22 protein-coding genes and 1 pseudogene are annotated in these 20,462 nt (G+C 52.0%); 12 read left to right on the top strand and 11 right to left on the bottom strand.

Annotated elements, in window-relative coordinates; genetic code table 11:
* Positions 1 to 411: 411 nt before the first annotated feature.
* From C3432_RS06840 to leuE, 6 genes are all read left to right on the top strand, one after another.
* A complete protein-coding gene (locus C3432_RS06840) occupies positions 412 to 1,500 on the top strand; it encodes a NapC/NirT family cytochrome c (protein ID WP_258041591.1) in 1,089 nt (362 codons plus the stop codon).
* Between the two features lie 21 nt (positions 1,501 to 1,521).
* Positions 1,522 to 3,966, top strand: coding sequence for a trimethylamine-N-oxide reductase 2 (locus C3432_RS06835; protein WP_103775902.1), 2,445 nt, complete (start codon positions 1,522 to 1,524; stop codon positions 3,964 to 3,966).
* A 137-nt stretch (positions 3,967 to 4,103) separates the two neighbouring features.
* The gene (gene zinT / locus C3432_RS06830) at positions 4,104 to 4,754 is read left to right on the top strand and encodes a metal-binding protein ZinT (protein WP_103776928.1); all 651 of its coding nucleotides are present in this window, start codon (positions 4,104 to 4,106) and stop codon (positions 4,752 to 4,754) included.
* A 212-nt stretch (positions 4,755 to 4,966) separates the two neighbouring features.
* Positions 4,967 to 5,386: a translesion error-prone DNA polymerase V autoproteolytic subunit gene (locus C3432_RS06825; RefSeq protein WP_103775901.1), complete on the top strand. Its 420-nt coding sequence runs from the start codon at positions 4,967 to 4,969 to the stop codon at positions 5,384 to 5,386.
* A 2-nt stretch (positions 5,387 to 5,388) separates the two neighbouring features.
* Positions 5,389 to 6,660 carry a Y-family DNA polymerase gene (locus C3432_RS06820; RefSeq protein ID WP_103775900.1) on the top strand — a complete coding sequence of 424 codons (1,272 nt, stop codon included), beginning with the start codon at positions 5,389 to 5,391 and terminating at the stop codon, positions 6,658 to 6,660.
* Positions 6,661 to 6,752: 92 nt separating this feature from the next.
* Positions 6,753 to 7,391, top strand: coding sequence for a leucine efflux protein LeuE (gene leuE / locus C3432_RS06815; RefSeq protein WP_103775899.1), 639 nt, complete (start codon positions 6,753 to 6,755; stop codon positions 7,389 to 7,391).
* 53 nt (positions 7,392 to 7,444) lie between these two features.
* Here the strand turns inward: leuE and fdhF are convergent, their stop codons facing one another.
* The gene (gene fdhF / locus C3432_RS06810) at positions 7,445 to 9,592 is read right to left on the bottom strand and encodes a formate dehydrogenase subunit alpha (RefSeq protein ID WP_103775898.1); all 2,148 of its coding nucleotides are present in this window, start codon (positions 9,590 to 9,592) and stop codon (positions 7,445 to 7,447) included.
* A 457-nt stretch (positions 9,593 to 10,049) separates the two neighbouring features.
* On the opposite strand from fdhF, the gene C3432_RS06805 reads away from it, so the two are divergent.
* Positions 10,050 to 10,298, top strand: coding sequence for a GlsB/YeaQ/YmgE family stress response membrane protein (locus tag C3432_RS06805; RefSeq protein ID WP_103775897.1), 249 nt, complete (start codon positions 10,050 to 10,052; stop codon positions 10,296 to 10,298).
* A 63-nt stretch (positions 10,299 to 10,361) separates the two neighbouring features.
* On the opposite strand, the gene yoaJ is transcribed toward C3432_RS06805, so the two are convergent.
* Genes yoaJ through C3432_RS06790 form a run of 3 tightly spaced genes read right to left on the bottom strand, consistent with a single transcriptional unit; the run spans position 10,362 to position 11,596 of the window.
* A complete protein-coding gene (gene yoaJ / locus C3432_RS06800; protein ID WP_103776927.1) occupies positions 10,362 to 10,436 on the bottom strand; it encodes a protein YoaJ in 75 nt (24 codons plus the stop codon).
* A gap of 2 nt (positions 10,437 to 10,438) precedes the next feature.
* Entirely contained in the window at positions 10,439 to 10,537 is a 99-nt protein-coding gene (locus C3432_RS06795) for a YoaK family small membrane protein (RefSeq protein ID WP_103775896.1), read from the bottom strand.
* Positions 10,538 to 10,582: 45 nt separating this feature from the next.
* On the bottom strand, positions 10,583 to 11,596 hold the full coding sequence (locus tag C3432_RS06790; protein WP_103775895.1) for a sensor domain-containing diguanylate cyclase: 1,014 nt from the start codon (positions 11,594 to 11,596) through the stop codon (positions 10,583 to 10,585).
* 198 nt (positions 11,597 to 11,794) lie between these two features.
* Here C3432_RS06790 and C3432_RS06785 point away from each other — a divergent pair, with 198 nt between their 5' ends.
* Together C3432_RS06785 and C3432_RS06780 are read left to right on the top strand one after the other, a co-directional pair.
* On the top strand, positions 11,795 to 12,049 hold the full coding sequence (locus tag C3432_RS06785) for a putative hemolysin (protein ID WP_103775894.1): 255 nt from the start codon (positions 11,795 to 11,797) through the stop codon (positions 12,047 to 12,049).
* Positions 12,050 to 12,105: 56 nt separating this feature from the next.
* Positions 12,106 to 12,417, top strand: coding sequence for a hypothetical protein (locus C3432_RS06780; RefSeq protein ID WP_103775893.1), 312 nt, complete (start codon positions 12,106 to 12,108; stop codon positions 12,415 to 12,417).
* On the opposite strand, the gene C3432_RS06775 is transcribed toward C3432_RS06780, so the two are convergent.
* A complete protein-coding gene (locus C3432_RS06775) occupies positions 12,403 to 12,750 on the bottom strand; it encodes a DUF488 domain-containing protein (protein WP_103775892.1) in 348 nt (115 codons plus the stop codon). The genes C3432_RS06780 and C3432_RS06775 overlap by 15 nt on opposite strands.
* The gene (locus C3432_RS06770; protein WP_103775891.1) at positions 12,747 to 13,241 is read right to left on the bottom strand and encodes a DUF523 domain-containing protein; all 495 of its coding nucleotides are present in this window, start codon (positions 13,239 to 13,241) and stop codon (positions 12,747 to 12,749) included. Before C3432_RS06770 ends, C3432_RS06775 begins: the two co-directional genes overlap by 4 nt.
* Before the next feature lie 153 nt (positions 13,242 to 13,394).
* On the opposite strand from C3432_RS06770, the gene C3432_RS06765 reads away from it, so the two are divergent.
* Positions 13,395 to 14,102, top strand: coding sequence for a CTP synthase C-terminal region-related (seleno)protein (locus tag C3432_RS06765; RefSeq protein ID WP_103775890.1), 708 nt, complete (start codon positions 13,395 to 13,397; stop codon positions 14,100 to 14,102).
* A gap of 33 nt (positions 14,103 to 14,135) precedes the next feature.
* On the opposite strand, the gene C3432_RS06760 is transcribed toward C3432_RS06765, so the two are convergent.
* On the bottom strand, positions 14,136 to 15,323 hold the full coding sequence (locus tag C3432_RS06760) for a CynX/NimT family MFS transporter (protein ID WP_103775889.1): 1,188 nt from the start codon (positions 15,321 to 15,323) through the stop codon (positions 14,136 to 14,138).
* Positions 15,324 to 15,422: 99 nt separating this feature from the next.
* On the opposite strand from C3432_RS06760, the pseudogene C3432_RS06755 reads away from it, so the two are divergent.
* Positions 15,423 to 16,221, top strand: a pseudogene (locus tag C3432_RS06755) (AraC family transcriptional regulator).
* Here C3432_RS06755 and C3432_RS06750 read toward each other — a convergent pair.
* Complete coding sequence (locus tag C3432_RS06750; protein WP_103775887.1) at positions 16,198 to 16,644, bottom strand: DUF441 domain-containing protein; 447 nt, start codon at positions 16,642 to 16,644, stop codon at positions 16,198 to 16,200. The pseudogene C3432_RS06755 and the gene C3432_RS06750 sit on opposite strands and share 24 nt — an antisense overlap.
* Before the next feature lie 209 nt (positions 16,645 to 16,853).
* On the opposite strand from C3432_RS06750, the gene yoaI reads away from it, so the two are divergent.
* Positions 16,854 to 16,952: a small membrane protein YoaI gene (yoaI, locus tag C3432_RS06745; protein WP_103775886.1), complete on the top strand. Its 99-nt coding sequence runs from the start codon at positions 16,854 to 16,856 to the stop codon at positions 16,950 to 16,952.
* A gap of 9 nt (positions 16,953 to 16,961) precedes the next feature.
* On the opposite strand, the gene C3432_RS06740 is transcribed toward yoaI, so the two are convergent.
* The 3 genes from C3432_RS06740 to C3432_RS06730 all read right to left on the bottom strand — a co-directional run bounded on the left by C3432_RS06740 (position 16,962) and on the right by C3432_RS06730 (position 20,440).
* The gene (locus C3432_RS06740) at positions 16,962 to 17,465 is read right to left on the bottom strand and encodes a YbaK/prolyl-tRNA synthetase associated domain-containing protein (RefSeq protein ID WP_103775885.1); all 504 of its coding nucleotides are present in this window, start codon (positions 17,463 to 17,465) and stop codon (positions 16,962 to 16,964) included.
* Positions 17,466 to 17,510: 45 nt separating this feature from the next.
* Positions 17,511 to 18,998, bottom strand: a complete 1,488-nt coding sequence (gene dgcJ / locus C3432_RS06735) for a diguanylate cyclase DgcJ (protein WP_103775884.1) — start codon at positions 18,996 to 18,998, stop codon at positions 17,511 to 17,513.
* 161 nt (positions 18,999 to 19,159) lie between these two features.
* Positions 19,160 to 20,440: a YeaH/YhbH family protein gene (locus C3432_RS06730; protein WP_103775883.1), complete on the bottom strand. Its 1,281-nt coding sequence runs from the start codon at positions 20,438 to 20,440 to the stop codon at positions 19,160 to 19,162.
* Positions 20,441 to 20,462 lie beyond the last annotated feature (22 nt).

Genomic DNA, 20,462 nt, shown 5'->3' with positions numbered 1-20,462 from the left:
CGATATCGAAAATTGAAGGTAAAAAGTGGCACGACATTGTATAAAGATTTACGGGCGATTGACGCTATTAAATTTTCCGCGAGTGAACATGAATATTGTCCAGCATTTTGGCGTCTTTCATTATATATTTATTTATATAACGAAGGGGACCTGATAATTATATTTTGTATTTCTGAATGATTATACTAAATATTTAATCTTTTCTGGTTTATAAAACTGAATATTGCGCCTGGGTTCACCGTTTTGGATTGTTTTTCCTCGATTTTTTGTCGCTACTAAATTTGAGACTTCCTTCAAAATTGTCTCTGTACATACTTTTTGATCTCCCTTCGCTTGATGAATATCAATAAATGGCCGACGTTGCTTAATTATGGTCTACCTATAAAAGAGTATATGGACTGACCAGGGTTAATGATGAAAAAAATAATAATATTGACGGTGCTTTTGAGCGCTGTAGTCGGTGCATTAGTTGTTTTTGCTGCACAATGGACATTGCATAAGACATCCAGTACTGAATTTTGTCTATCCTGCCATACAATGCAGGCGCCTTATGAGGAATATCTGGGATCCAGGCATTTTCAGAATCAGAAAGGTATTCGGGCAGAATGTGCGGATTGCCATATTCCGGAAGGCGGAATGGGTTATCTCGTCGCCAAGATCAAGGCTTCCAAAGATCTCTGGCACCAGTTTATTACCAAAAAAATTGATACGCCGGAACAGTTTGAAGAACACCGTCTCGACATGGCGCAAACGGTGTGGGACCAACTCAAAGCGAATGATTCGGCCACCTGTCGTAGCTGTCACAGCATGGATGCAATGGATCTTGAGGCACAAACTGCCGATGCCAGAAAGATGCATGAAATGGGCGTTAAGGAACAGCAAACCTGTATCGATTGCCACAAAGGGGTGGCGCACTTCCCTCCGGAAATAAAAATGGATGACTCTGCGCTGAAGGGACTTGAAGCGCAGGCGGTATCAACACCTGCCTCAGCTACAGAGCTCTATGTTGTCGGCCCCGGCGCGCTTGGCGATCTGGCAACGCTTTATCCGGCGACACAGTTAAATGTCCTGAAAACCACGGGAACGACCCGGCTGGTTGAAATCCGGGGCAGCCAAATGCAGGGCAGTGAACAGGTGATTTACTACGCCGCCGGTCAGCGACTTGTGCTTGCCAGCCTGAGCGAAAAAGGTCAGCAGGCGCTGAACGTGCTCTCAGACTGGAAGACAGATGAATATGGCAATGTCTGGCGGGACGTTGCGCTGCAAGGGGAATGGAGCGCCTCCGCACTGGCAAGCCGTGAGCCGATGTGGGACTACGCACGCAAACTCGACAATGTGTACTGCGCCGGGTGCCATGCGCCAATTCCTGCGAAGCATTTTACCCTCAATGCCTGGCCGTCCGTGGCGAAAGGAATGGGGGCTCGTACCAACATCAGTGAAAACGAACTGGATATTCTGAGCCGTTATTTCCAGTACAACGCAAAAGACATACACCAATAAGCGACGATACCAGGAGAGATCATGAAACTCACAAGACGTGACTTTATTAAAACGGCTGGGGCGGCAACCGGGACGATGGCGATTTCCTCGATGATCCCGATGCCTGCCTGGGCCGAAGGCCAGAGTGGTGGGGCGATCCTGACGGCTGCGCGCTGGGGAGCGGTTTACGTAGAGGTGAAAGACGGGAAGGTGGTTTCATCGAAAGGCGCCTTGCAGAAAACGATTCCGAACTCATTGCAACTGACTGCCCCCGATCAGGTTCATACCAGCGCACGTATCAAATACCCCATGGTGCGTAAAAGTTATCTGGAAAATCCCGGCAAAGCGGATGGAAAGCGAGGTAGCGATCCTTTTGTTCGCGTGAGCTGGGAACAGGCGCTAAAGCTTATTCATGAGCAGCATGCCCGGATCCGCAGCAGCTATGGGCCTGCCTCTGTTTTTGCGGGCTCTTACGGCTGGCGTTCCAGCGGCGTGCTGCATAAGGCGCAAACGTTACTGCAACGTTATATGAGTATGGCGGGCGGGTACGCTGGCCATACGGGTGATTATTCCACCGGTGCGGCGCAAGTGATCATGCCTTATGTGGTGGGATCGGTTGAAGTTTACGAACAGCAGACGACATGGCCGATGGTGCTTGAACATAGCCAGGTTGTGGTGCTGTGGGGGATGAATCCGCTTAACACCTTAAAAATCGCCTGGAGCAGCTCCGACGAACAGGGAATTGAATATTTTAATTTGCTGAAAAAATCCGGTAAGAGCGTAATTGCAATAGACCCGATGCGCTCTGAGACGATTGAATTCTTCGGTGATAATGCGACCTGGATTGCGCCACACATGGGGACCGATGTGGCGATGATGCTGGGTATTGCGCATACGCTGGTGAAAAAAGGTCTGCATGATAAGGCGTTCCTCGATAAATACACGACCGGTTATCCGCAGTTTGAAGAGTATCTGCTGGGTAAAAGCGACAATATCGAGAAAACCGCTGAGTGGGCGGCGGGCGTGTGCGGCGTGCCAGCCGAACAAATCGAGAAACTGGCGGAGATTTTCTCCGGCAACACAACGATGCTCATGGCCGGCTGGGGTATTCAACGTCAGCAGTATGGCGAGCAGAAGCACTGGATGCTGGTGACTCTGGCGGCGATGTTAGGACAAATTGGTACTGAAGGCGGCGGTTTTGGTTTCTCCTACCATTATTCAAATGGCGGCAATCCAACGCGCACCGGGGGCGTTTTACCTGCAATATCAGCACAGGTGGAAGGGGACTCGTCGGCAGGGAACGACTGGGCCGTCTCTGATGCCGTGACCAGTCTGCCAGTGGCGCGAATCGTTGAGGCACTCGAAAACCCCGGCGGAAAATATCAGCATAACGGGAAAGAACAGACCTTCCCGGATATCAAAATGATCTGGTGGGCCGGCGGCGCTAACTTTACTCACCACCAGGATACCAATCGCTTGATCAAAGCGTGGCAGAAGCCGGAGCTGGTGGTTATCTCTGAGTGTTACTGGACGGCGGCAGCCAAACATGCCGATATTGTTCTCCCGATCACCACATCGTTTGAACGTAACGATCTCACGATGACCGGCGACTACAGTAATCAGCATCTGGTGCCGATGAAGCAGGTGATTGAGCCGCAGTTTGAAGCCCGCAGTGATTTTGACGTGTTTGCGGATTTAGCTGAGATGCTCAAACCTGGCGGCAAAGCGGTCTACACCGAAGGTAAGGATGAAATGGCGTGGCTGAAGCAGTTCTACGATGCTGCGCAACAGGCGGCGCGCGCGCAGCGTGTGGCGATGCCACAGTTCAGCACCTTCTGGCAGCAGAACAAATTAATCGAGATGCGTGCGAACGAAAAGAATAACAAATACGTTCGTTACGCTGACTTCCGTAGCGATCCGGTGATGAACGCGCTCGGCACGCCAAGTGGAAAAATCGAGATCTATTCAAAAACAATTGAAGGTTATAACTATAAAGATTGCCCACCGCATGCGTCCTGGATTGAGCCGGATGAGTGGAAGGGGTCGGCAGATAAGGATCAGCTGCAGCTGCTGACCGCGCATCCTGCGCATCGTTTGCACAGTCAGCTTAACTATGCCTCACTGCGTAAAGAGTATGCCATCGCCGATCGTGAACCGGTCACAATTCATCCGGATGATGCAAAAGCGCGCGGTATCGCCGAAGGCGACCTGGTACGGGTGTGGAATGGTCGCGGGCAAGTCCTGGTCGGGGCACATGTCAGCGATGGGATTAAACCCGGCATTATCTGTATTCATGAAGGGGCCTGGCCGGATATCGAGAACGGAATCTGTAAAAACGGTGGCGCTAACGTGCTGACCGACGATATCCCTACCTCGCGGCTGGCAAATGGCTGTGCGGGTAACACGACGCTGGTCTATGCGGAGAAATTTACGGGCGAAGCGCCAAAACTCACGGTGTTTGATGAGCCAACGATTGTCACGATGTAATTTTGCGCATCAGCAGAGTCTTTGAATCAGACGGGAGCCATCGGCTCCCGTTTTTTTTTACAGTTTTAATTCAGGTTGAATAAAATATATTGTTATATTATAACATTTCATCTTCACAAACGGATGAGGGTGATATTTTGGTTATTCATTTTGAAAAGTTAGCGCTCGCTCTGGGGATGTTTCTGGCAAGCGGTCAGGTTCTGGCACACGATCACCATTCACACGGCGCGCCGATGACTGAGGTGGAACGGAAAGCGGCAGAAGGGGTATTTGATGATAAAAACGTGCAGGACAGGGCACTTACGGACTGGGACGGCATGTGGCAGTCCGTATATCCGTATCTGGTGAGCGGCAAGCTGGATCCGGTTTTCAAACAGAAAGCGGAGAAAGATAGCGCTAAAACGGCTGAAGAGATTAAGGCCTATTATCGCAAAGGATATGCCACCCACGTTGAGACTATCGGCATTGAGAATGGCGTAATGGAATTCCATACGGGCAATCAGGTCGCGTCCTGCAAATACGATTATGCCGGACACAGGATCCTGACGTATCAGTCCGGTAAAAAAGGCGTGCGCTATCTGTTTGAGTGTCATGATGCGGCCAGCAACGCGCCTAAGTACGTTCAGTTCAGCGATCACATCATCGCCCCGCGCAAATCGAGCCATTTCCACATTTTCATGGGTAACACTTCACAGCAGGCGCTGCTGGAAGAGATGGATAACTGGCCAACCTACTATCCGTACCAGCTGAAGGCAGATCGGGTGGTGGATGACATGTTGCACCATTAAGCTTCGTTCCAACCCGCTGCTTGTCGGCGGGTTGTTCTCGGGTCAGATATCCGTTGCGATGCACAATCCTGAAGATATTATTTTTGATTGATGGGGCAAATAAAATCAATATCCTGGCGCTCAGCCCTATGTCAGAGCGTGTTGCCACGCTTGATCTCCACACGGTTTAAAACTACTGTATATAAATACAGTTAATGTGTGGATATGAGATTATGTTGTTCTACAGACCAATAGATTTACGTCAGGACCTGACGATCCCTCTTTTTTCTGATGCCGTTTCATGCGGCTTTCCCTCACCCGCACAGGATTATGTCGAACGGCGAATCGATCTCAATGAGCTGCTGATTCAGCATCCCAGCGCGACCTACTTTGTCAGAGCATCCGGTGATTCAATGATTGAAGGGGGAATTAGCGATGGTGATTTGCTGGTGGTTGACTGTTCCTACCGGGCAAAACATGGCGACATCGTTATCGCGGCAGTGGAGGGTGAGTTTACCGTTAAACGGCTCCAGCTGCGGCCCTGGGTACAATTAAATCCGATGAACAGCATGTATTCACCTGTCAGGGTGGGGAGTGAAGAGACGCTCGATATTTTTGGCGTGGTCATCCATATCATTAAGACGCCCCGCTAATTATGTTTGCATTGGTGGATGTGAATTCATTTTACGCTTCCTGTGAAACGGCGTTCAGACCGGACCTGAAAGACAGGCCGGTCGTCGTGCTATCGAATAACGATGGCTGTGTGATTGCCCGTAGCGAAGAGGCGAAAAAAATCGGGGTTGTCATGGGTGCTCCTTACTTTAAACAAAAAGATCTGTTTCGCCACTTTGGGGTTATCTGCTTTAGCAGCAATTATGAACTCTATGCCGATATGTCGAATCGGGTGATGACCACGCTTGAAGAGATGACGCCACGGGTTGAGATCTACAGTATCGACGAAGCTTTTTGTGATTTAACCGGGGTGCGAAATTGCCGGGATTTGACGGATTTTGGCAAAGAGATACGCAATACGATTTTGCAACGTATGCACCTGACGGTTGGCGTGGGCATTGCGCCCACCAGGACGCTGGCAAAGCTGGCGAACCACGCGGCAAAGCAGTGGCGGCAGACGGGGGGGATTGTGGATCTCTCAAATATTGAGCGTCAGAGAAAGCTGATGGCGCGTATGCCGGTGAGTGAAGTCTGGGGAGTGGGACGGCGCCTGAGTAAGAGACTGGAGGCGATGGGAATCGAAAACGTACTGCAACTGGCCGATGCCGATATCCGTTTTATCAGGAAAAATTTCAGCGTGGTGCTGGAAAGAACGGTAAGGGAGCTGCGCGGTGAATCCTGCCTGGCGCAGGACGAGTTTGCAGCGGCAAAGCAGGAGATTATCTGTTCCCGTTCATTTGGCGATCGCGTCACGGAGTATGAGTCGATGCGGCAGGCTATTTGCAGCTACGCCTCGCGCGCGGCGGAAAAGCTGCGTGCGGAACATCAATATTGTCGTCATATTTCCGCTTTTGTGAAAACCAGCCCGTTTGCGCCAAATGAAACGTACTATGGCAACACGGCGTCCGTGAAATTACTGACGCCTACACAGGACAGCCGGGACATCATCAACGCGGCGGTGCGCTGTCTGGACGCCCTCTGGTGTGACGGTCATCGTTATCAGAAAGCGGGCGTGATGCTGGGGGATTTTTTTAGCCAGGGAATCGCCCAGCTTAACCTGTTTGATGATAATGCCCCCCGACCCGGCAGCGAGAAGCTGATGGCCGTTCTGGACCTGTTGAATACCAAAAGAGGGAAAGGAACGCTCTGGTTTGCCGGGCAAGGGGCGCAGCAGCAGTGGCAAATGAAAAGAGAGATGCTCTCTCCACGCTATACCACAAGGATTTCTGACGTTCTGGTGGCCGTGGTCAGATAAACGATAGTGCGTTTCCCTTTCCATCCCTGAACGCATTCGTTAGCATATTGTCCCGCAGTTGAGCGTATCTGATATGTCAGGAAGAGGTTGACGTGTTTGCAGAGTATGGTGTTCTGAATTACTGGACCTATCTGGTCGGGGCGATTTTTATTGTGCTGGTGCCGGGGCCAAATACGATATTTGTGCTGAAAAACAGCGTTGGGCGTGGGATAAAGGGCGGTTATCTTGCGGCGGCTGGGGTATTTATTGGTGATGCCGTGCTGATGTTCCTGGCCTATGCCGGCGTCGCGACGCTGATTAAAACCACGCCGGTTTTATTTAATATCGTTCGCTATCTTGGCGCATTTTATCTGCTCTGGCTGGGGGCGAAGATCCTCTATGCCACGCTGACCGCAAAGAGTGGAGAAGCGACGGAGGAAGCGGTGCCCTTTGGCGCGATCTTCAAGCGTGCGCTGGTGCTGAGTTTAACCAATCCTAAAGCGATCCTGTTTTACGTGTCGTTCTTCGTCCAGTTCATTGACGTGAATGCACCACACGCGGGGCTGTCGTTCTTTATTTTAGCCATCACGCTGGAAATCGTGAGCTTCTGTTATCTGAGCTTCCTGATTATTTCCGGGGCTTTCGTGACCCAGTATATTCGGACTAAAAAGAAACTGGCGAAGGTGGGGAACTCCCTGATCGGCCTGATTTTTGTCGGCTTTGCCGCCCGCCTGGCAACGTTGCAGTCATAAGTTTTTTCGGCCCGCCTTTCTGGCGGGCTTTTCACTTTACTTTTCCGATTGCATCACGCAATCGCCTCGCATAAGCGCGCTTTCATTTCGCTATAGGTCTGTGCAGCGTACCTCTCCGCCCATGTCTGATCGGCAATAGGCTCAACTTTCACCGCGCAGTACTTGGTTTCCGGCGTTTTTGAGATCGGATCAAGATTATCCTGTGTCAGTTCGTTGCACGCGCCAATCCACCACTGATACGTCATGTATACCGAACCGTGGTTGATACGTTCGGAAACATCCGCCCGGCTGATTACCTTGCCGCGACGTGAACTGACCCAGACCAGATCGCGATGGCGGATCCCCAGCTGCTCTGCATCCCGGGTGTTGATCTGCACATAGCCGGGTTCATCCGCCAGCGCCTGGAGCGCCGCGCAGTTGCCGGTCATCGAACGACAGGAGTAATGACCCACTTCGCGCACGGTACACAGCACCATCGGGAAATCGGCGTCCGGCACTTCGGCCGGGGCTCGCCACGGTGCGGCAAATAACCTGCCTTTGCCGTTAGCCGTATCGAACTGGCTATTGGCGTAAAGATAAGGGGTACCCGGATGATCGAGCTCAGGGCAGGGCCACTGCACGTGCCCCATATCGCCCATTTTCTTGTACGTTACGCCGTAAAAAAGCGGGCACAGTTCGCGCATCTCATCCCAGATTTGCTGGTTGCTTTCGTAGTGCATCGGATAGCCCATCGCGGTAGCCAGCAGGCTGATAATCTCCCAGTCGCGTTTCACATCGCCGCCGGGTTCAATGGCTTTTTCAAAACGCTGGAAGCCACGATCCGCGCAGGTGAAGACGCCACCGTGCTCGCCCCATGAGGTTGCCGGTAAGAGAACGTCCGCCGCCTCCGCTGTCTTGGTCATGAAAATATCCTGCACCACGATAAAATCCAGCGCCTCAAATCCTTTACGCACCAGGCTCAGATCGGCCTCCGTCTGGAGCGGATCTTCCCCCATGATGTAGTACGCTTTGATTTTGCCCTCCATCGCCAGATGAGGAACTTCGGTGATACGTGTGCCGACTTTGTCATCCATCCGGCTGGCGTCGATTCCCCAGGCATGGGCAAACTTTTCTCTGACGGCGGCATCCGTCACATCCTGATAGCCAGGAAACTGATTGGGTAAAACGCCCATATCACAGGCACCCTGCACGTTATTCTGACCGCGCACAGGGCCGACGCCAACGTCCGGACGTCCCAGATTTCCGGTGAGCAGCGCAAGGCTCGACAAGCCGCGTACCACATCTACCGCCTGACCGAACTGCGTGACGCCCATTCCCCACATTACCGTGGCGGAAGGTGCGGCGGCAAAGGTTCGCATCGCCTGACGCACCTGTGGCGCAGGTACGCCGGTAAGGTGCTCAACGGCTTCAGGCGCGTAGTCCTTCACGGTTTGCCAGTAAGCGTCCAGCCCTTCGGTGTACTTTTGCACATACTGCTGGTCATAAAGATGTTCATCAATAAGGACATAACCAAATGCGTTAACCAGCGCCATATTGCAGCCGTTGTTAAGCTGCAAATGCTGATCGGCGATACGCGCGGTTTCGATGCGGCGCGGGTCGCAAACGATGATTTTGGCACCGTTCTGACGCGCCCTGATGACCCGGCGTGCCACGATAGGGTGGGAATCAGCGCAGTTATAGCCAAAGATAAGCAGACATTTGGAATTTTCGATATCGCTGATGCTGTTACTCATCGCACCATTGCCCAGCGTTTCCTGCAGGCCGGCTACGGAGGGACCGTGACACACGCGGGCGCAGCAATCGACATTATTGGTATTCAGCACCGCCCGGGCAAACTTCTGCATCACATAGTTGGTTTCATTTCCGGTTCCACGGGATGAGCCGGTGGTCATAATGGCCCGTGGCCCGTGGTTGTTTTTGATTTCCTGAAGGCGGGTGGCGGTGTAGCGGATCGCTTCATCCCAACTGACGGGGGTAAACTTGTCCCCTTTTTGGTAGCGGATCATCGGGCGCGTCAGGCGTGGCGTTAAAAGGCGGGTGTCGTTAAGAAAATCCCAACCATAATAGCCTTTCAGGCAGAGCTGGTTCTGATTGGTTACCCCCTTTGCCGCTTCGGCGCGGATGATTTTGTTATTTTCAACAACAAGCTTGAGCTTGCACCCGGCCCCGCAGTATGGGCACACACTGATAATTTTTTTCATCAATAACAGACCTGTTAAAAGCTGAAATAGTGCGAATTATAGGCAAAGCGCCGGCTGCATAGCCGACATGCTTCGGCGTGTCATAGCGACAGTGATATAAAGCATAAAGCGTGCCAAATGGGTTAAGCCTGTGGTAATGGGGTTTCGAAAAGAAAGGCAGACAGAAAATGACAGAGAAATCGACATAAATGACGAGCCTGTGTCAAAAAAAAGCCCGCACAGAGGCGGGCAAGAAATACTGGAAGCAATGTGAGCAATGTCGTACTGAATACCTGAGCTATTTACTCAACTATTCAGTGATGAGAAAGATAATCTTTATCATTTAAACTTGCAACCCTGAGTTTTATGAGGGATAAGGATAAAGTGATGTTTATCACAAATTTCAATTTTCTGACGGTGTGCTATGCTTTTTAACGGCGAGTAAAACGCTAACGTAAAACACATAAGTGAGGAAAAAATGGGCATTCTTTCATGGATTATTTTCGGGCTTATCGCGGGTATTCTGGCGAAGTGGATTATGCCTGGTAAAGATGGCGGCGGCTTCTTTATGACGATTATTCTGGGGGTCGTTGGTGCCGTAGTTGGGGGATGGATCAGCACCTTCTTTGGTTTCGGCAAAGTTGATGGGTTCAACTTTGGTAGCTTCGCTGTTGCGGTAATCGGTGCGATTGTCGTTCTGTTTATCTACAGAAAAATCAAAAGCTAACCTGTAAATTTCCATTGATGAAAAGGCTACCTTCGGGTGGCCTTTGTCGTTCTGGCTTTGCGATTACCACCAGCCCAGTTCGGTGCCCAGTACGGCAATAATGGCCACACCAATCATAATCAGCGTCGTTTTTTTCATTGTTATGCTCCCGGCATGGTGTAGCCGCCGGTAAAGAACCAGACCAGAAAAGCCACGGCCGTAATGAAAATGACGACAGGGAAAATAATACCCAGCCTCATGCGATCACCTTACAGGTTATTTGAAGACGGGAAGGATAGCAGGGCTTAGTGCGTGACAAAAGGGGTTTTATCCTGTCGTTTCTTGTCCCGGTACATTGCGCTATCGGCGCTGCGAAGCGCGCTGTCTGCATCCATCACATTGGGGTCAATCTCCACAATGCCCAGACTGGCGCCCGGATAAAACAGCCGAATATCGCCCAACCGATACTCACCACGAATAGCCTCCAGAAGGCGACTTTTCAGTGTCTGAAGGTGGCTATCAGACGCATCGGACAGGCAGGCAACCAAAAACTCATCACCACCCAGACGACCAATAATATCGTCATGGCTGCGCAGGGCGGTCAGGCGTTGTCCCGTCTGGATTAAAAACTGATCGCCAGCTTCGTGCCCAAAACGATCGTTAATCAGTTTAAAATTATCCAGATCGATAAACGCCACGGTGACGTTGCGTTTCAGGTGGCGGGCAAGAGCGAACAGTGAATCCATATTTTCAAAAATGGCCCGGCGATTCGGTAAACCGGTGAGCACATCGGTATAAGAGTGGGCGATAAGCGCGGCGTTGGCCTCGCGCAGCTGGGCAACCAGCGATTCTTTCTGAATGTATTGCGCGATGAGTCCGGCAAACAAATGCAGCACCTGCTCACCGCGTTCGGTCAGGGCGTGCTGTTGGCGGCTTGTCGCGCACAGCGTACCGTAAAATGTACCGTCCGGAAGATGTACCGGCGTACTCAGAAACGTCGTGATTCCCAGGGCATGTGCGCAATCGCAATCCGGCCAGCGGGCAGGGACGTTATCGCTGTAAAAACAATTACCGTCTATTGCGCGTTTACACAGCGTGTCATCCCAGGGAACAGAAAGACCTTCAGGAATGTGCATTTGCTTACTGTTGCGGGCATACAAAATATGCTGGAGACGGGCATTAACATCAACTTTCGTCAGATAAGTTGACTCCATTTCGGTCACCATCTCCAGCATTTCCAGAAGCTGGCGGATCAAACTTTCAAGGGACTGTTCCGTCGCTAATGACTGCGAAACGCGAGCGAGGATCATATCGGACATAACGAAAACAAACTCCAGGAGAGAAGAAGGCGGGGCTGAAAATTTCAGCTTTGTCGGCATAATAAAACATCGCCCGGAAAGATGAAATATATCTGTTTGTTTAAAAAACAACCATCACCACCAAGCCGATCAGGAAAACATAGAGACAGGGCATCAGTCACGATACTCTGTTGGAGATAATGGTTAACGGGAGTTCCTATGAAATTTAAGTTTGTTGCACTGCCTTGCGTTCTTGTACTGGCAGCATGTTCGTCGCCATCGCAACCCGACGCCCCTAAGCCACCGAAAACAGGCATGGCAAACCCGGCGGCGGTCTATTGTGAGCAAAAGGGGGGCGTTCAGGTACCCGTGCAAAGCCCGCAGGGCGTTCGTACCGACTGCAGGTTGCCTGGCGGGGAGGTTGTTGATGAATGGGAACTCTGGCGCAGGGATCACCCACAGCCCGCGAAGTGACAACGGACGCCCCGGCAGGTTATTATTTCTCAGAGTAATCTGATGATGAGAGAAGTATGTTCCAGCTAATGCCGGGTGTCCTGGCGATGATTATTGGTGCGAAAACGTCTGCCGGACGTTGCAATATCGGTAAATCGGTTGAGCTGTTTAGTCTGTGTCAGCCGGGTGAGGTATTCATTAATCCGGTTAACGGATTCACGACGATGCTACCGAAAGAGACACCGCGTGCGCTCTGGCTGGTAACCGGTGACGTCATTTCCGCAAACGGTCAGCAGGGGTTTGCCTGGGTTCGCGCCGAACACCTGATGCCGCTGCAGCCAGATAGCCAGCCAGAAACCGGGGAAACCCGTAAATCAGCGCTCGCGTAACCATGCAGCCAGCACGAGAGCATGATTTTGCTCCGTGTTTTTCGCCGCATACAGCAGCGTGAGCGTCTGCTGGCGGGCAATGTCCGCCAGTCGTTTTCCTTCCTGTTTCTGCGGCTCCAGCTCGGCGCGATACTGTTCAGTAAAGTGGGCGAAATCCATCGCCTCAGCGTGAAATGCTTTACGCAGTTCTGCTGATGGGGTGATGGCTTTATCCCATTCATCAAACGCTAAATCCGTTTTCTTGATGCCGCGCGGCCACAGACGGTCAACGAGTACGCGATAGCCATCGCTTTTCTCTGCCGGGTCGTACACGCGTTTGCACTGAATGTTCATCCTTCTCTCTCCTCAATCCAGGCGATGAGTTTATCAATCTGCCGATCGGAAAATACGCTAATACCATGCTGACGTAACAGGGCTGCGGCGACGCCCATACCGGGATGGCGCTGGCCGCTGAATGTGCCGTCATACACCGATTGACTGCCACAGGTCGGGCTGCCGTCGGTTAACAATGCCACACAACATCCGTTCTCCTGTGCGGTACGCAGCGCGAGCCAGGCGGCAAGCTGATAATGTGCGGTCACGTCCCGGCCGGTGATTTCCAGAATCCTCGCCTGTTCCCGCATTACCGCTTCTCCGCTGGCAGCCACAATTTCTGCAGCCGGACGCGGTGTGGGTAAGCCTGCGGCCAGCTCCGGACAGTGGATAACCAGACGCTGTTCACGTTGCCAGCGTGCCAGCACGCTGGCCAGCTGCGCCTTTTCACTGGCGTTATAGCGAACCTTAAAACCCATCAGACAGGCGCTGACCAGAATTTTGTTTTTCATTGTTTACGATGCGTGCATGAGAAAACGAGGCGCAAATACTATAGCACTTTGCTGACGCGCATCCCTAAATTAAGGGATTGTGATAGCAGTAAAAGATCGGTAGTCTGAGGCTCCTTATGTTGTCCCCAATTGCTCTGACGTAAGGAATTCTCCATGGAAATCTCTCCTGTAAAAGATACGCTACGAATCGCGCTGGTGGGTGACTACAACCCCGAGGTTGTGGCGCATCAGGCAATCCCTCTCGCTATTGACGATGCTGCTGCCGTGCTGGAGCTGGTGGCGGATTATGACTGGTTAGCAACAACGGAAATCAGCAGTGCTGAAGATTTAGTGGGGTATGACGCAATCTGGGTCGTTCCTGCCAGCCCCTATAAAAACCCCGAAGGGGCACTGATTGCGATTCGTTACGCCCGTGAAAACAGCGTTCCTTTCCTCGGTACCTGCGGAGGATTCCAGCACGCTATTCTGGAGTATGCCCGCAATGTTCTGGGCTGGGATGACGCCGCACATGCTGAGACGGACGCCCTGGGGCGCATGGTGATTGCGCCTTTAGCCTGCGATCTGGTGGAGAAAACCGATCGGATCGAACTGCGAGCCAATACGCTGATAGCCAAAGCCTACGGACAGGCGATGATTTCTGAGGGGTATCACTGTCGCTACGGTATCGCGGAAGATTTTGCGAGCGAGCTTGAAAGCGGTGATTTACGCGTCACGGGCTGGGATGATAACGGAGACATTCGCGCCGTTGAGCTGGTTATCCATCCGTTTTTTGTGGGCACGCTTTTTCAGCATGAGCGTGGCGCGCTGGCAGGAAAACCCGTTCCGTTGGTACAGGCCATGCTATGGGCGGCTCGCGGGTAATAAAAAGGGCAGGCTGATGCGCCTGCCCGAAAACTAGCGGATTGTCATTTCCCGATCTCTTCCGGCGTAGAGGCCGAATACCGCCATCACGATAGCAAGAACCGCCACGATGAGAAGCGGAATATGCCAGTCGCCGAGGGTATCGTGAATTTTCCCCATTAACGGCGGTCCACAAGCGGCCAGTAAATAACCCACGGATTGTGCCATCCCGGAAAGCGCTGCCGCCTGATGTGCGGAGCTGGCGCGTAACCCAATAAATGTTAAGCCTAAAATCATGGTCGCGCCGGAACCGAAACCGAACAGCAGCGTCCACAGAACGGCGTGTTCCGGCATAAACCAGAATCCCGAGGCGCCCACAGCGCACATCAATGACACCAGTACCGCAATACTGCGTTGATCGTTAAAACGATGCAAGATTACCGGGATCAGCAGGCCTGGCGCGGCGGTTGCCAGCTGCAATAAACCGTGCAGCGAACCTGCTCCGGCTTCACTGTAGCCGTGACTAATCAAAATTGCCGGAAGCCAGCCGATAATCACGTAATAGATAAGCGAGTTGATGCCCAGAAATAGCGTAACCTGCCAGGCGAGGGCTGAACGCCAGATGCCGCGTGTATGCAGCGCCCGCGAAGTGGTCAGGCTGGCGTTGGCGGTATTGCGCCACTGCGGCAGCCAGATGAGTAAAGCCAGCAGCGGGAATAGCATCAGCATCATCAGCGCACCGCGCCAGCCAAATCCATGCAGCGCCAGTGGCACAACCATGACCGATCCCAGCGCCGCCGCTGCGCCCATCGTCACAGAGTATGCCCCGGTGAGTTTGGCCACCTGCTGCGAAAAATCACGTTTGATAAGCCCCGGCAACAGCACGTTTCCGAGTGCGATCCCACAACCGATAATCGCGGTGCCGATAAACAGCAGGATGGGCGAGGGAAGCGAGCGTACGGCGATGCCGGCGCAAATCAGCAGCATGGCGGCAAACAGGCTGCGTTCCATACCAACGCGGCGGGCGACGTTCGCCGCCAGCGGCGACACCAGCGCAAAGGCCAGCAGAGGCAAGGTGGTGAGTAGCCCCGTCTGGGCGGTGGTCAGGCCGTAATCTGCGCGAATCGCATCCAGCAGCGGGGCGGCGCCGGTAAAGGTCACACGCAATGTGGTGGCAATCATCAGAATACCGGCAATCAGCAACACGCCATGCTTGCCACGTAATAAAGGTGAATGGGTCATTGTTATCTCATATCGTCAGGCGAGGCGGTACATTACCGTTTTTACTCCGCCGATGAATCAAGCTAAAATGACAGATTATCGCTAAAATCGGACAAAATAATGATTGGCCTGAGACTGGACGGTTACGAACCCGATCTTCACCAAGATGCGGCTGTCGCTTTTTGCATTCGCGCGCGGGAGGATGAACTCTTCAGCCCTGTGCATCAGCATCGCAAAGGGCAGCTTATTCTGGCTCTGCACGGCGCGATTACCTGTGAAGTCGAAAATGCGATGTGGATGGTGCCGCCGCAGTATGCGGTGTGGATCCCCGGTGAAATTCCCCATAGCAACCACGTGACGGCCGGGGCGGAGCTGTGCTTTCTGTTTATCGAACCGGATGCGGTGGTGATGCCGGAGCGGTGTTGTACCCTGAAAATAACGCCACTGTGCAGAGAACTCATTCTGGCGCTGGCAAGCAGAACGGATCCCCAACGAACGGAGCCGTCAACCCGGCGACTGACTCAGGTTTTGTTTGATGAACTGCCGCAGCAGCCCCAGGAGCAGATGCAGCTCCCCGTCTCCGGTCACCCCAGGATCCGTAAAATGGTCGAGACGATGGCGCGGGCACCGGCGCAGTGGCAGACGTTAGGACAGTGGGCGAGCGCGTTTGCGATGAGCGAGCGTAATCTTGCCAGACTGGTGGTTAAGGAGACGGGGTTAAGTTTTCGCCGCTGGCGCCATCAGTTGCAGCTTATTCTGGCGCTACAGGCGCTGATCGACGGGCAAAGCGTGCAGCAGGTGGCTCAAACTCTGGGATATGACTCGACCACGGCGTTTATTACCATGTTCAAAAAAGGCCTGGGTCAGACCCCAGGCCGTTATCTGTCCGGGCTGGCTACTGCTTCCCCACAATCAATGAGACCAGGCCTGCCGCTATAAGCGGCCCGACGGGAACACCGCGAAACAGCGCAACGCCCAGCACGGTTCCTACCAGCAGCCCGGCGACGAGCTGCGGCTGGCTACCCATCAGCGTCACGCCGCGCCCACCCAGCCACGAGACGATAACGCCAACCACAATGGCGACCAGAGACTTCCAGTTGACAAAAGAGTGGATCAGCGTTGAAGGCGGTAATGTTCCGCTGGCGATAGGTGCCATCACGCCAATTGTCAGAATAATGATCCCTATGGTGAGACCCTGCTTCTCAATCCACGGGAAAAAGGTATTAAGCGGGGTAACGCGGACGATAATCAGCACCAGAATTGAAACGGCGACAGTGGTGTTATGGCTGATAAAGCCCAGAGCTGCCAGTCCAAGCAGGATCAGCAGAGTGACATCAAACATCGTGGTTTCCTTGCCAAAAAAAAGATAAGCCTGATTACTGTACGCTCAAATGTGTCAGCGATCAGGCTTTTTTAACGTTCGGGATCATTTTCAGGCGAATGCATAATGGCGCAAAACGAAGCGCTAACGGCTTTTTGTCATCAAACTGCCATTAATATGATCTATCAATAATGCGTGAGCTGTTATCTCTGTCGTTACGGGGTGAAACCATGCACGATCAAATGTTTGTCGAGACACTGATCATCACGTCATCGTTTTTTGCCATTGCTGCCGTTATTGTGATTTCCGTGTTGATTTTAGAGCGGTGAAGTGAGTTGTCACTGCGTACGACGGAACGCAATCAGCTCAGGTTGTGCAATACGCAGATAATCTTGCGTATTGAGAATGATCGACTTCTCCAGCAGGCCTGCATTAAAGGCGATCTCGTTAAAACGCCCAAACAGCAGTGGGTCGGCAACCAGTTTTAGTCGGGGATGAAAACTGAACGGCGGGATCGCGCCAAAGACGCACCCGGTCAGTTCATCGACTTCCGCCGGGCTGGCAAGCGAGGCGCGCAGGCCACCAAGATGGGCGGCGAGTTGAGCAAGATCGGCCTGTTGATCTGCCGGGAGAATAGCCAGGACATGCTGATTGACGCCGTTACCTTTTACCTTACAGACCAGCGCTTTCGCCCCCTGGCCTAAAGCGGTGCCGCGAATTTCTGAAACGGCTTCGCACTTACCTACGGCGTCATGGCTGACCATGCGCCAGTTTGCTCTTTCCTGCGATAACAAATCGACTAAACGCTGATGGGTGGCGGTTCCCTTAGCGATGTCATTCATCATTCACTCCCATTATCGTGATGAAATTTCAACGGCAAAAGGGTATCACGAACGTGCGCCATTTTGTTGTTTGTTGAGATAGAGCTGCTCATCGGAGGCTTTGTAGGCATCCTGAAGCGTATCCTTTGATTGCATATGATAAAGCCCGGCGGAAAAGCTAATCGTCGTGTCCGGGGCGATAATCTGTAGATGTCGGGTAATACGTTCTGACAGGAAGGTTGCCTGCTTAGCGGAGTCGATAAGAATGACGCAGAATTCATCGCCTCCCAGTCTGATCGCATAATCGGTTTTACGCACTGAGGCCGCAATCGCTTTTGCCAGTAACGTAATTGTACGATCGCCTTCCTGATGACCCAGCGTGTCGTTAATGACTTTTAGCTTATCCAGATCGATGGCGATAAACGTTACGGAGGTGCCTGTGTTGACCAGTTGCTGTAAACGCTGTTCAAGCTGTGGGGTCAGGATTTTGCGGTTATAGAGGCCGGTCATCGCATCGCTGATATTTTCACGAGTGACATTATGGTAAAGGCGAAAATGCATTCTGACCATGTTCAGCAGGGCGGCGGTAACGAGCAGATAAAAGGCGAACAATTTCCACGATGAGACAATAAAATACAGGATATCGAGAGAAAGGATGACGCGCATGCCGCCAGGCAGGTCATGGACATAATTGACATAATAAAAGAGGTTATTTTCGCTCTGATGGACAATAATCTTTTTCCCTGAATCAATGTCGGTCAGCGTCGCCTCCAGATAGCGCCAGACCAGCGGGCGGTCCTGTGTATAAAAAATATTCTTCAGGTTATCCTGATTAATATCCACCATCACCACGCCTTTTAACTTTCCATGCAGATAAACGGGAGTTAAAAAACTCATCACATTTTTTTCAGTAAGATCGTCCTTATAAATGCTTGAGAGCACGGTTCGTCCTGTGAATTGACCATCAATATCTTTACGATCGACTCCCAGCGTTCCTTTTTGCAGAAAAGACCAGTGGTGCATGGCAAATTGTCGGGAGTCAATCAGGTCATAGAAATAGACGTAGGTTTTTTGAATATCCAGATAATAATGGAATTTCTCCTCCGCGGTGCCGAGTCCTTTTCCATAATCCGTCTGGTTACGATTGGCAGCCACGGCCTGATCAAAAGCGGACAACAGGTAGCCTTCGTCAGCAATGACCGCGCAGTTTGCCTCCGTGGTTTGCAACGTACCATGTAACGCAGGGTCGTTATGTGTGGTGAGATTGACTCCGTGGATATCGCTCACGGTCTCGAATGCACGACAAAACGTATTTTGTTGTTCATTTGAAGGCGGTATTTTGGGTTCGGTAAATGTGCGCATTAAATGAGCGGCAATGCTCTGGTTTTGATACTTATCATACAAAAATGAAGAGTCTGCTTTTTCTATGATATAGCGCATGTAGGCATTCATCGCCCTGTCACTGGCAATCAGCTCATAGACTAAAAAAGAGGATGTCAGTACGATGACGCTTGCGGAAATAAAGAGCCTGAGCGCTTTATGATGCAATTTCATGATGAATAACAATCCTCTGTGGGCGGAAATTCAGTTTATCACAGCGGGACTGTTCTCTCTAACAGTACCTCTGGTCACTCCATACGTTGAGTTTCAGAATAAAATCAGTGAAGGGGCGGAAAAATAAGCCAGAACGTGGGTTCCGGCTTATGGTGCATCACTTAATTGCTGGTGGCGCCTTGCTTATGAAACAGTTCACGGAAGACAGGATAGATATCGTCCTGATCGCGAATATGCTGCATGGCAAAGTTCTCAAAAGTTGACTGTAGATGCTCATATTCACGCCATAACGTCTGGTGTGCTCTGCGGGTGATTTCGATATAGCTGTAATAACGCACCACCGGCAGCAGTTTCTTCGCCAGAATCTCGTGACACAGCGGGGAATCATCCGCCCAGTTATCACCATCCGACGCCTGTGCCGCGTAGATATTCCACTGTGCCGTATCGTAACGCTCTTTCACCACCTCATCCATCAGCTTCAGCGCGCTGGAAACGATGGTGCCGCCCGTCTCCTGCGAGTAGAAGAACTCATGCTCATCCACCTCTTTCGCCTGCGTATGGTGACGGATATAGACCACCTCCACATTCTTATAGGTACGGCTTAAAAACAGATACAGCAGGATATAAAAACGCTTCGCCATATCTTTCGTGGACTGATCCATTGAACCAGAGACATCCATCAGGCAGAACATCACCGCCTGGCTGGAAGGATCGGGGCGTTTTTCATAATTTTTATAGCGTAAATCGAAAGTATCAATAAACGGTACGCGTTCGATTTTTGCCCGCAGTTCGGCAATTTCTTTACGTAGCCGCTCCTCCTCCAGCAGTTGCGCCGGTTCGCGCTTGCTGATGGTTTCCAGCTCCTCTTCCAGCCCCCGTAATTCACGCCGTTTCCCTGCCGTCATGGCCGTGCGTCGCGCCAGTGAATTTTGCAGCGATCGAACGACGCTGATATTGGCCGGAACGCCGTTCGAGGTATAACCCGCCCGGTGTGTCTTATACTCAGTGAGCTGACGCTGCTGATTTTGCTTGAGGTTAGGCAAGGCCAGATCTTCAAATAACAGGTCCAGATATTCATCTTTCGAGATCTGAAAGACAAACTCATCCTGGCCTTCACCATCCTGGCTGGCCTGGCCCTGACCGCTCCCTGAGCCACCGCCACCCCCCTGAGGACGCTCAATGCGGTCATTCTGGACAAAATGGTCGTTCCCCGGATGCACACGATGCCGCAGGCCGCCGCGTCCCTGGTGAAACATCGGTTCGCTGATATCTTCCGTGGGAATGGAAACGGATTCACCGCTGTCTACGTCGGTAACCGAACGCTTGTTAATGGCCTCGGAGATCGACTGTTTAATTTGCGCTTTATAACGACGCAAGAAGCGCTGGCGGTTAACCGTGCTCTTGTTTTTGCCGTTAAGACGCCGGTCAATAAACCAGGTCATATGCCCCCCGTACTGCATTTGC

The organism is Citrobacter amalonaticus (genome assembly GCF_002918555.1).
GTDB lineage: Bacteria > Pseudomonadota > Gammaproteobacteria > Enterobacterales > Enterobacteriaceae > Citrobacter_C > Citrobacter_C amalonaticus_A.
The sequence above is the reverse complement of the archived record's forward strand: the minus strand, read 5'-3'. Positions and strand labels throughout refer to the sequence as shown.